We start from the raw sequence: 11,381 nt of genomic DNA, 5'->3' as shown, positions 1-11,381 counted from the left end.
GCCTTCGGCATCACTGACGAGACCCTCGCTCAGGCCACCGAGCAGTACAAGGCGTTACTCGCCAAGTAGTCGTTTTCAGCGAACAGTTCTCAATAAGAAACATGTGAGCCTTTATCTCGGCAAACCAAACAAGGGGATGCCTGAAACGTTGCAATTCCGGGCATCCCCTTGATGTTCGATTGTGTGGTTTTGGGCGAATTGCTCACACGGTTCTTAACGAGAACCGTTCTCTGCGCGCCCGACCCTAGAACCGAATCAGCGCCTTGATCACCTTGCGCTGATCCATCGCCTCATAGGCGTCCTGAATATGGTCGAGGTCGTACTCGGCGGTGAACACGCGGCCGGGGTTGATCTCGCCCTTGAGCACCGCGTCCAGCAGACCCTCATCAAGGTCATAGTGGCGTACGGGAGCCGGGCCGCCCTTGATACCGATGTTGCCGTAGAACGTGCCTTCGGCGCTGATCTCCACATCGTGCGGCAGGCCCACACGGCCAATCACGCCACCACGGCGAATCAGGCCAATCGCCGTGTCGAAGGACTGCTTGGAGCCCACGCATTCGAGAACTGCGTCCGCACCGTAACCGCCGGTCATCTCCAGCACCTTGTCGATGGCGGCCTGGTCACGCTCCGGCACGATATCAGTCGCACCAAATTCGCGAGCGAGCGCCGCGCGATCCTCGTGACGGCTCATGGCAATAATGCGCGTGGCACCGCGCATCTTAGCGGCAATCACACCGCACAGGCCGACTGCACCATCGCCCATGACCACGGCGGTGTCACCAAGCTTGACCTCGGCAGAAGCCGCCGCGTGATAACCGGTGGACATCACATCGGAAATGGTCAGCAGCGATGCGAGCTGCTCATCGGAATAATCTTCCGGTGAACCGGGCACCTTGACCACGGTGCCGTCCGCCTCGGGCACACGCAGGTATTCGGCCTGACAAGCGGAGAAGTAGCCGCCGTGCGGGCACACGGATTCGAAGCCGGCCTTGCATACCGGGCACTTGCCGCAGCTGTACGGGAATGGCACGACCACGAAATCACCTGGCTTAACGGATGCGACCGCCGCGCCAACCTCTTCGACCACACCGATGGACTCGTGACCCACCTGGCTGTGCGCGGCCTGTCCGCTCAGCCCACGGAAGAACCACAAATCAGAGCCACACACGCACGTGCGCACCACACGGATCACGATGTCATCATCCTGTTCAAGCGTCGCCTTCGGCACTTCTTCCACGGCCATCTTGCCAGGCTCCACGAAAATCGCGGCTTTCATCATTTCGGTCATGTCAATCACTCCTTTGTTGGGAATATCTGTCTATTGTCGTTTATTGTTTGACGTCGGTTTGCAGGCGCTTCACCTGTTCGATGATGTTCCGGTTTTCTTCGATGAGCTGCTGCGCCTCCTCGTCGCGCCCCTCAGCCTTAGCCCGCCAGTACAGTGTCTTGAACGATACGTACGCCTGCTGCATTCGAATGGATTCGGCTTTGGCAGCGAGACGCAGGGCCTAGGCGCGATGCCCCGAACTCGGGTCGCGAGTGATGGGGGCGATAATGCCGATCTGCTCGTAGTAGCGCAGCGTGGACTCCGGAAGCCTGGAAATCATCGACGCCTCGCGAATCGTATGCCATGCGGTCGTTGTGCTCATATCGACAACTCTAAAAACCTCAAGTACTTGAAGTAAAACGGCGACACACCCATGGATGTCTTCTGCACGAGTAGGCTGGGATTCGGCGATGGGACCCGCCTGAACTTGTTTCGAACCGCACACTGCTGATAGTTCCTACACACGATTTGACATTGCATGAAATCGTTGTGTCTTCAGCAGGATTCAGCGGTTTCAGGAAAGGCTACTATGGGTTCGCAATCCCCATTCGCAGGCGCCCGGCCGATTACGCACACGGCCACTCCCCCGGCGCGCAAGCTCCCCGATATTCATCTTGATATTGTGTTGGTCGTCTTCTGCGGCGGCACTATTGGCACCGCGATTCGCTATGCGTTCGCGCAGATTCCCGCGGCTGGCAGCTTCCACACCGGCACGTTTGTGGCCAACATGCTGGCTTGCTTCTGCTATGCAGGGCTGACCGCTTACTTGGCCGGCGCTTCCCGGTTCGGTGCACGTTCCAAAGAACTTGCCAGTCGCGGACTCGGCATGGGCGTATGCGGTGGTTTGTCTACGATGTCGACACTCGCGCTGGAAGGTTTTGCCGCAATCCGCGACGGTCAGGTGGCGGTCGGCATTGCCTATCTACTGGTGACGTTCGCGCTGGGTCTGGTTTGTGCGTCTGCCGGCGTGTGGACAGGAACGCATCTGGCCGGCTCCTCGAACGTATCCGCCGAAGCGTCCGCTGATACGAATGCCGCTACGACCAGCAAGGGAGGTAAGGCGTGATGACCGTATTCCTACCAATCTTGGTCTGCCTGTGCGGCGGCGTAGGCGCCTCCTGCCGCTATCTGCTTGACGTGACCATCAAAACGTACTGGCGGCGCGCATTCCCACTTTCCACGTTCACCATCAATCTCATCGCCGGATTCCTAGCCGGTTTGGTCGCGGCGCTGGCCCTCGGCGGGACACTTGATGAACCATGGCGGCTAGTGCTGGCCACCGGTTTCCTCGGCGGCTTCTCCACATTCTCGACCGCAATCAACGAAATGGTGACGCTCTTCCGTAAACACCGCTACCCCACCGCAGCGGCCTATCTGGTGCTGTCGCTGAGTGTGCCGGTCGTTGCTGCGGCCTGCGGTTTTCTCGTCTGACCGCCACGCCGATTCCTGACGCGGTCAGCGGCATCATTGCGAGGTCGAACGTCACAGGTACATCCGGGAGGTATATGGGCATGGCGAACAATGGAGCGGATGTGAAGCCGAATCAAGGTGTGGGCGCCACAAATACCTCGACCACAACGAATACTGCGGAAAATACCGTGGGCACGGCAACCCCGAAGCGAAATGGACTCGCCGTGTTGGGCAAGCATATGAGTGTTTCCGCCACACAGACCATTGTGGAGTATGCGACGTTCGCCATTCTGCACTTGATCGGCGTACCCTCACAGATCGCCAACGGCATCGCCGTGGTGTGTTCGGCGACCTACAACTTCGTGATGAACCGCAACGTGACATTCAAATCGTCCAGCAACTTCACCCGTTCCGTGGCGCTGTTCGTGCTGCTATGGGGCTGGTTCGCTGTGGCGTTCGTAATCATGGTGGTAATCGCCTTCGCCATCATCGGCATGCAACGTGCGATGTCCTCAACGACTAGGCAGAACACTCATGGCAATCATCACGACAACATCCTCAGTCAACGCGGATACCATCGCGCCGACTGATTGCACCGACATATCACGACAACGAATAGGAGGCATATGACTCATTCATATGCCTCCTATTCGTATTTCAGAACACTTATCAGATCAGAAGAACAGCACCGCGACGCCCGCCGCGAAGCACATGAGCAGAATCGAAGTCAGGAAGCTGGCGAGCATCGGCTTCTTACCCTTGGAAGCAATGGCCTTGAAGTTCACGTTGATGCCGAGCGCGGCCATGGCCATGCCGAGCACGATGTACGCGAAGTCCACGAGCTGCGGGGTGATGAAGGCGATGAACGGCACGAAAGTGCCGATGATCGAAGCGCCGATAAAGCCGAGCATGAACCACGGGAAGGCCACGGTCTTCTTGCCGGTGTTCTCCACCTCAGAGTGCTTCTTCTCCCACCAGATAGCGATAATGATGGCGGCAAACACGAGCATGAGCACGCGGGAGAGCTTCATGATGGTGGCGATGTCCACCGCGCCGAAAGCGTCGCCGGCGGCGACCGCGTGGGCGATTTCGTGCAGGGAAGCACCGGCGGTGATGCCCAGCTGGTCCTTGGTCATGCCGGTCAGCGGGCCGAGCGCGATCTCCAGCAACGCGAACACAGTACCCATAATGGCTACGATGGCCACGGCCATGGTCACGTCGTTATCCTTCTCGTCCTGCTTGTCCTCAGACACCTTGATGGAACCGGCCAGACCCATGACGGCGGCCGCACCGCAGATGCCGGTGCCACCGGCGGTCAGGATGGCGAGCATCGGGTCGACACCGAGCTTGCGGGCGATGGCATAGCACACGATGATGGTCAGCGTGACGACCACAGCGGCGATCGGCAGACACTTGATGCCCTGCGTGAACAGCACGGCGAGGTTGAGCTTGAAACCGAGCAGGATGATGCCGAGGCGCAGCAGCTTGTTGGAAATCAGGCCAGCGGCGTCCTTGACGCCTGCCTTGCGGCCATCATTGGAACCGACGTAGGCACTGCGGATCGGGAACTGGATGATCATACCGATGAGCAGCGCGATGATAAGCGCGCCGAACAGGCTGAATCCGGGGAACTGCTTGAGCCAGGAGGCGAACAGCGAAGCCAGCAGAGTCAGAACGCCAATGAACAACATGTCAACGGCGGCAATGCGCTTCCACCATTTTGTACAGAACTCTCTCATGGTGTCTATTGAATCTCAAGTGTTTACATCGGTCAAATCATTGCTACCAATACATATCATCGATTTTGCCGATACCACATTCTGGCTCCCCTCTGACGGGAGACAAGGCACTGACTATCCGCGCAACACAGCGATAATCGCTTCCACCAGCTCTCGCTGATCGTGCGTCAGGCCGGATCTCGGCACCAAGGCATAGAAACGGCGCACGAATTCGTCTCCGAGCTTTCGCGCCGGCACTCCAGAAGGCACTGCGGCTTCCGAAATCAGCGACTGCCCAAAGCCGGAAGACAACGCCGCCGCAATCGCGGCATTGCTGGACACCTCCATGGTGCGAGGCGGCAAACCCTGCATGGTTTTGAAATACAAATCCGTGTAATACCGCACACCGGAACCGTGCTCGCGCACCATCCATACGCCGTCTGGTTCTCCCGCCAAGACCAGCCGGTCCTCGCACAGGGTGACACGATCCACCGAATCATTGACGATCGGCTTTTCCACCACGCCCAAATGCACGGCTTTCATGCTTGCTTGGCCAAGAATGGCGTCCGAGTTCATCACCTGCACGGCAAAATCGAACCCATCCATGTTCCGGGCCATGACCGGCAATGCCTTGGGAAGCAATATTGCGGCGGTCGTATGCGAGAACGAGACCGCCAATGGCTCGCGATCCTCCTGCACGCGGGCAATCTGCTCGCGCGTATCACGCCATAATCCATCAATACCAATGGCAGTCTGATACAGCATCCGCCCGGCCTGCGTAGGCGTCACATCGCTTTTCGCATTGCGCACGAACAGCGGAGCCCCGACCATCTGTTCCAATTGGGCGATGCGCGACGACACCGTCGACTGCGACACTTTCAGCTCGTCAGCAGCCAACGTGAACTGGCCCACCTCATATACGGCGACCAGGGTCTCAAGCAATGGGAACATGGTTCAACTGTAACGCCTTATACTTCGCGCATCTGCGCTAATTGCGTCTTTGCCTTGTGGAGTTTGGCGTAAATTTCGTTACGCTGTGCCGGATTCTTAGCACGCTGATGATCTCGCGTAAGTTTGTCAACATCGGCTTCGAGTCGCGCGATCTCGCCATGCTGCACGATGCGTGCATCCAGATTCTCGAAGTCCGTGGTTCCCAAAATCGCTTGCGAGCACAAGGAAGCCCACAGTTCATCAATGGTGGAGCCGGTCAACTCAAGCTGGCACTCCCCTGCCGGCTGCCAGTCGTCTGCATACACGTGATAAATAAGCGTGTGTCCGGCACGCCCCGGCTGTGCACGACGCACCGCGAACGCGCATTCCTCGCGCGTTCTGCCTTCGAACGGCACCTCGCGCACACATGCAAACACAATGCCCGACTTGCGTTGTCCGGCAATAAGTTCGATGACTTCAGAAGGTATTTCAGTGGCTTTAGCCGTAAGTTTAAGACCGATAATCAACACTTCTGGAATAAGTTTGCCATCCGCAAGTCCAGTGTTGGCAGAACGAGCCAGGGCCAGCATGGTGATGGATTCAATCTCATTCACAAACCGCTGCTTAAGCTTGCCGGAAATCGGTGCTTTGCCCACGAACAGAGCCTTCGGCAATATGCCCTTGGCCTCCGGAATCGCCGTGGAAACAGGCAGTCCCAGTGAAATTGCGGATACGGAACCACAGTGAGAAGCCTGTGCACCAGTCATCATCGACCTTCTTTCCCGGCCTGCCATCAGTGTCATACCCTCGCAGTGCAGCAGTCCGTTTATCTATTGGAAAGCAACACTAGCGCATCCAGGCCGGAAGTCGTGGTACATATCCATATCCTGCTGCGGTTATAGGAAATCCCCTCCGAGTTTCCTCGAAGGGGATTTTCTATAACGCTAGTTCAAGCGAAGATTCTTGTCTGATGAAAATCAGGCGAGGATCTTGGTCACACGACCGGAGCCAACGGTGTGGCCACCTTCACGCACAGCGAAGGTCAGGCCTTCCTCCATAGCGATGGGCTGAATCAGCTCAACGGTGAAGGTAGCGTGGTCGCCCGGCTGAACCATCTCGACGCCTTCCGGCAGCTCGATGACGCCGGTGACGTCGGTGGTGCGGAAGTAGAACTGCGGACGGTAGTTGGAGAAGAACGGCGAGTGACGGCCGCCCTCGTCCTTGGTCAGCACGTAGACTTCGCCCTCGAACTTGGTGTGCGGGGTGACGGAGCCCGGCTTGGCCACAACCTGGCCACGCTCGACATCTTCACGACCAAGACCACGCAGCAGCAGACCGGTGTTGTCGCCAGCCTCGCAGGCGTCCATGGTCTTGTGGAAGGTCTCGATGGAGGTGACGGTGGTGGTCTGGGTCGGACGGATACCAACGATCTCGACCGGAGTGTTGACGGCCAGCTGGCCACGCTCAACACGACCGGTGACAACGGTACCACGGCCGGAGATGGTGAAGACGTCCTCGATCGGCATCAGGAACGGCTTGTCGAGGTCGTGGACCGGGGTCGGGATGTAGTCGTCGACGGCGTCCATGAGGTCCTTAACGGACTGGACCCACTTCTCGTGGTCCGGAGCGTCGTCGTGCAGAGCACCGTAAGCGGAGGTGTGGATGACCGGGCAGTCGCGGTCGAAGCCGTTCTCGTCGAGGAGGTCGCGGACCTCTTCTTCGACGAGCTCGATGAGCTCCTCATCCTCAACCATGTCGCACTTGTTCAGGGCGACAAGGATCTTCGGGACGCCCACCTGACGAGCGAGCAGCACGTGCTCGCGGGTCTGAGCCATCGGGCCGTCGGTGGCGGCCACAACGAGGATGGCGCCATCCATCTGGGCAGCACCGGTGATCATGTTCTTCACGAAGTCGGCGTGGCCCGGGCAGTCGACGTGAGCGTAGTGACGCTTCTCGGTCTGGTACTCGATGTGGGCGATGTTGATGGTGATACCGCGGGCGGCCTCTTCCGGAGCAGAATCGATCTGGTTGAAGTCGTACTCCGGGTTGACATCCGGGAACTCCTCGTGCAGCACCTTGGAGATGGCAGCAGTCAGGGTAGTCTTACCGTGATCGACGTGGCCGATGGTACCAATGTTAACGTGCGGCTTAGTACGCTCGTACTTTTCCTTTGCCATTACTTTTGTCCTCCTGGACGTCTCGTGAGTTTCCTGCACCCTTTCGCGCAGGCACTCGCTCTATTCTACTGGGTTTCTGGGTTATGTGCCACTTTGAAGAGCCAGAACCCAGTCAGCGGTACAGAATGTTACCGCTGACTGGCGACACTGGCTACTTCATCGTGAGGCGCGTGTCACTCGCCGCGCTGAGCCTTGATGATCTCCTCGGAGACGCTCTTCGGCACCTCGTCGTAGGAGTCCATCTCCATGGTGAACATGGCGCGGCCCTGGGTCTTGGAACGCAGGTCGCCGATGTAGCCGAACATCTCGGACAGCGGGACCTTGGCGTCGATGACCTTGACGCCGACACCGTCGGTCATGGACTGGATGTTGCCACGACGCTGGTTCAGATCGCCGATGACATCGCCCATGTACTCTTCCGGCGTACGAACTTCGACCTTCATGATCGGTTCGAGGATGACCGGCTTAGCCTTCGGGGCAGCTTCCTTGAAGCACATGGAACCTGCGAGCTTGAAGGCCATTTCGGAGGAATCGACCGGGTGCATCTGACCATCGGTGACGGTGGCCTTGACGCCCACGACCGGGAAGCCGGCGAGGATACCGGACTCCATGGCCTCCTTGACACCAGCCTCGATGGGGCCGATGAATTCGCCGGAGATGTGGCCGCCGGTGACCTTGTTCTCGAACTCGAAGGTCTTGCCCTCGGTGGTGTCGAGCGGCTCGAAGTTCATCAGGACCTTTGCGAACTGGCCGGAACCACCGGTCTGCTTCTTGTGGGTGTAGCCCTGGTCCATGACGGCCTTGCGGATGGTCTCGCGGTAAGCAACCTGCGGCTTGCCCTGGTTGCACTCCACCTTGAACTCGCGACGCATACGGTCGACGATGATGTCGAGCTGGAGCTCGCCCATGCCGGCGATCAGGGTCTGGCCGGACTCTTCGTCGGTCGTGACCTGGAAGGTCGGATCCTCTTCGGCCAGCTTGGACAGGGCGATGCCCATCTTCTCCTGGTCGGCCTTGGTCTTCGGCTCGACGGCCACCTGGATCACAGGATCCGGGAAGGTCATGGAGTCGAGGGTGATCGGATCGTCGATGGCGCACAGGGTGTCACCGGTGGTGACGTTCTTGAGGCCCACGAAGGTGTAGATGTTGCCGGCGTCAGCCTGCTCCATCGGGTTTTCCTTATCGGCGTGCATCTGGAAGATCTTGCCGATACGTTCCTTCTTCTCGCGGGTGGAGTCGAGCACGGAATCGCCGGGCTTGACGGAACCGGAGTACACACGCACGAACACGAGCTTGCCGTAGAACGGGTGGGTGGAGATCTTGAAGACCAGAGCCGAGAACGGATCGGTCTTGACCGGCTTGCGGTCGATCTCGACGGACTCATCGCCAGGCTTGTAGCCCTTGATGGCCGGCACGTCCTCCGGGGACGGCAGGTAATCGACGACGCCGTCCAGCATAGGCTGAACGCCCTTGTCCTTGAAGGCGGAACCGCAGAAGATCGGGAAGGCTTCCTTGGCGATGGTGAGCTTGCGCACGCCAGCGCGGATGTCTTCCTTGGACAGGTCGCCGTCCTCGAAGAACTTGTTCATGAGCTCGTCGTCGGCTTCGGCAGCGGCTTCCACGAGCTTCTCGTGGTATTCCTGGGCCTTGTCCTTGAGGTCGTCCGGGATCTCGGTGGTGTCGTACTTGGCGCCGAGCTCCTCGGTGCCGTTCCACACGTAGGCCTGCATCTCAACCAGGTCGACAACGCCAGTGAAGTCGTTCTCGGAACCGATCGGCAGCTGCATCACGATCGGAGTAGCGCCCAGCTTCTCCTTGATGGTGTCGACGGAGTAGTAGAAGTTCGCGCCGAGCTTGTCCATCTTGTTGATGAAGCAGATACGCGGAACGCCGTACTTGTCAGCCTGACGCCACACGGTCTCGGACTGCGGCTCCACGCCTTCCTTGCCGTCGAACACGGCAACGGCGCCATCGAGCACACGCAGGGAGCGCTCCACCTCGGCCGTGAAGTCCACGTGGCCAGGGGTATCGATGATGTTGATCTGGAACTTGCCCTTGGTGTCGTGGGACTGACGGCTCCAGAAGCAGGTGGTAGCAGCGGACTGGATGGTGATACCACGTTCCTGCTCCTGCGCCATGAAGTCCATGGTGGAGGCGCCGTCGTGGGTCTCGCCGATCTTGTAGTTCTTACCGGTGTAGAACAGAATACGCTCGGTAGTGGTGGTCTTGCCGGCATCGATGTGGGCCATGATGCCGATATTGCGGACGTCGTGGAGGTCCGAAATCTCTTCAGCCATCGTTTTTCCTTAGCTTTCTTAGGGGGCTTAAGACTACCAGCGGTAGTGAGCGAAGGCCTTGTTGGCCTCAGCCATCTTGTGGGTGTCCTCGCGACGCTTGACGGAAGCGCCGAGACCGTTGGAGGCATCGAGGATCTCGTTGGCGAGACGCTCGGCCATGGTCTTCTCACGACGGGCGCGGGAGAAATCGGTCAGCCAGCGCAGCGACAGGGTGTTGGCGCGGTTCGGCTTGACCTCGACCGGCACCTGGTAGGTAGCGCCACCGACACGGCGGGAGCGAACCTCGAGGGACGGACGGATGTTGTCCAGGGCGCGCTTGAGCACAGCCACCGGCTCCTGGTCGGACTTCTCCTTGACCATATCGAGCGCAGAGTACACGATGTCCTCGGCGATCGACTTCTTGCCGTCAAGCAGAATCTTGTTGATGAGCTGCGCCACCACGGTGGAACCGTAGATCGGATCGGGCAGCACGACGTGCTTCTTGGAAGGTCCCTTACGTGACATATCTCTTACTTCGCCTTCTTTGCTCCATACAGGGAACGACCCTGCTTACGGTCCTTGACACCCTGGGTATCGAGCGCACCACGCACGATGTGGTAACGCACACCCGGCAGATCCTTCACACGGCCGCCGCGCACGAGCACGATGGAGTGCTCCTGCAGGTTGTGGCCCTCGCCCGGAATGTAGGCGGTGACTTCGATGCCCGAGGACAGACGCACACGGGCGACCTTACGCAGAGCCGAGTTCGGCTTCTTCGGGGTGGTGGTGTAAACACGGGTGCACACGCCACGACGCAGCGGGCTTCCCTTCAGGGCCAAAGTCTTGGACTTCTTCGGCTTTGCCTGACGTCCCTTACGGACGAGCTGTTCAATAGTAGGCAACTTGAATTCTCCGATTCAGTGGTTTCTCTTGCTTTCGTGTGACCGCCGCACTGCGCCACACTTCTCAGCTCTCCGGACGCTCGTCTGCTGACGGCATCCGACGAATCGGAAAAGATAGCCCAGTCCACCGGCCCGATGGCCTTCTCCCCTCCCGTCGGCGCATTGCTGCGTGCGATCAGCGGTTTGAAGGATATCCCAGCGTGCACACCTATTACATAAGGCATGCCGTTGGCACACACAAATATCAATACTACGATTTCGCCGGACAACGACGCGCCGGAGAGTATTTGCCCCACACTCTGCCTCACACAGCAGGTGCCCCCGCGGAGACTATGTCGCACGGGGGCACCGCCAAGGAGGTTCAGCTATCCATCATTCACCACATACCAACTGTGTTATCTAGCACGTCCATGTGCTCTTCCATATCCAATGGGAACATCCATTTGCGGCCCGGCCTCTTTGCCGTATCACCTTGCCGTTTCCTCACTTATAGTATAGCAAAACCGCCCCTGCGAAACCCCGTTGTCTAAATGAAAGTGCAACACCCGTTAGATTGGAAATTGCCTAGAAAACCAGTCCGAAGGGATGTCGCACCTATGGGAGAAGTATATTCGCACCTGTCGGAAGAGGAACGCCAGGTC

The 11,381-nt window shown here is 58.7% G+C and carries 11 protein-coding genes, 1 pseudogene and 1 riboswitch; of the genes and pseudogenes, 3 read left to right on the top strand and 9 right to left on the bottom strand.

Features of this window, described 5'->3' with window-relative positions; genetic code table 11:
- Positions 1–244: 244 nt before the first annotated feature.
- Both NBH12_RS03700 and NBH12_RS03695 read right to left on the bottom strand, forming a co-directional pair.
- Complete coding sequence (locus tag NBH12_RS03700; RefSeq protein ID WP_003832657.1) at positions 245–1,288, bottom strand: zinc-dependent alcohol dehydrogenase family protein; 1,044 nt, start codon at positions 1,286–1,288, stop codon at positions 245–247.
- Positions 1,289–1,328: 40 nt separating this feature from the next.
- Positions 1,329–1,649: pseudogene (locus NBH12_RS03695) on the bottom strand (MerR family DNA-binding transcriptional regulator).
- Between the two features lie 75 nt (positions 1,650–1,724).
- A riboswitch (Fluoride riboswitch) is annotated at positions 1,725–1,794 on the top strand.
- A 62-nt stretch (positions 1,795–1,856) separates the two neighbouring features.
- Between NBH12_RS03695 and NBH12_RS03690 the strand changes: the two are divergent.
- The 3 genes from NBH12_RS03690 to NBH12_RS03680 all read left to right on the top strand — a co-directional run bounded on the left by NBH12_RS03690 (position 1,857) and on the right by NBH12_RS03680 (position 3,327).
- Complete coding sequence (locus NBH12_RS03690) at positions 1,857–2,393, top strand: fluoride efflux transporter FluC (protein WP_052788240.1); 537 nt, start codon at positions 1,857–1,859, stop codon at positions 2,391–2,393.
- Positions 2,393–2,758, top strand: coding sequence for a fluoride efflux transporter FluC (locus NBH12_RS03685; protein WP_003832658.1), 366 nt, complete (start codon positions 2,393–2,395; stop codon positions 2,756–2,758). Before NBH12_RS03690 ends, NBH12_RS03685 begins: the two co-directional genes overlap by 1 nt.
- Before the next feature lie 80 nt (positions 2,759–2,838).
- On the top strand, positions 2,839–3,327 hold the full coding sequence (locus tag NBH12_RS03680) for a GtrA family protein (RefSeq protein WP_052788256.1): 489 nt from the start codon (positions 2,839–2,841) through the stop codon (positions 3,325–3,327).
- Positions 3,328–3,411: 84 nt separating this feature from the next.
- Here NBH12_RS03680 and NBH12_RS03675 read toward each other — a convergent pair whose 3' ends face one another.
- The 7 genes from NBH12_RS03675 to rpsL all read right to left on the bottom strand — a co-directional run bounded on the left by NBH12_RS03675 (position 3,412) and on the right by rpsL (position 10,740).
- The gene (locus NBH12_RS03675; RefSeq protein ID WP_003828658.1) at positions 3,412–4,476 is read right to left on the bottom strand and encodes a YeiH family protein; all 1,065 of its coding nucleotides are present in this window, start codon (positions 4,474–4,476) and stop codon (positions 3,412–3,414) included.
- 114 nt (positions 4,477–4,590) lie between these two features.
- Positions 4,591–5,406, bottom strand: coding sequence for a LysR family transcriptional regulator (locus tag NBH12_RS03670; protein ID WP_003832660.1), 816 nt, complete (start codon positions 5,404–5,406; stop codon positions 4,591–4,593).
- Between the two features lie 17 nt (positions 5,407–5,423).
- The gene (locus NBH12_RS03665; protein WP_052788241.1) at positions 5,424–6,155 is read right to left on the bottom strand and encodes a DUF4391 domain-containing protein; all 732 of its coding nucleotides are present in this window, start codon (positions 6,153–6,155) and stop codon (positions 5,424–5,426) included.
- Between the two features lie 207 nt (positions 6,156–6,362).
- Positions 6,363–7,562 carry an elongation factor Tu gene (gene tuf / locus NBH12_RS03660; RefSeq protein ID WP_003828654.1) on the bottom strand — a complete coding sequence of 400 codons (1,200 nt, stop codon included), beginning with the start codon at positions 7,560–7,562 and terminating at the stop codon, positions 6,363–6,365.
- A 173-nt stretch (positions 7,563–7,735) separates the two neighbouring features.
- A complete protein-coding gene (gene fusA, locus NBH12_RS03655) occupies positions 7,736–9,859 on the bottom strand; it encodes an elongation factor G (RefSeq protein ID WP_003828653.1) in 2,124 nt (707 codons plus the stop codon).
- Positions 9,860–9,892: 33 nt separating this feature from the next.
- On the bottom strand, positions 9,893–10,363 hold the full coding sequence (gene rpsG / locus NBH12_RS03650; protein ID WP_003828652.1) for a 30S ribosomal protein S7: 471 nt from the start codon (positions 10,361–10,363) through the stop codon (positions 9,893–9,895).
- 5 nt (positions 10,364–10,368) lie between these two features.
- Positions 10,369–10,740 (bottom strand): 30S ribosomal protein S12, encoded by a 372-nt coding sequence (gene rpsL / locus NBH12_RS03645; RefSeq protein ID WP_003813881.1) that lies wholly within the window; start codon positions 10,738–10,740, stop codon positions 10,369–10,371.
- Between the last annotated feature and the right edge of the window lie 641 nt (positions 10,741–11,381).

Origin of the sequence: Bifidobacterium sp. M3-N-101 (assembly GCF_023656805.1) — a bacterium.
Classification (GTDB): Bacteria; Actinomycetota; Actinomycetes; order Actinomycetales; family Bifidobacteriaceae; genus Bifidobacterium; species Bifidobacterium breve.
Note: the sequence above shows the minus strand (reverse complement) of the source record. Positions and strands in the feature narration are given on the sequence as shown.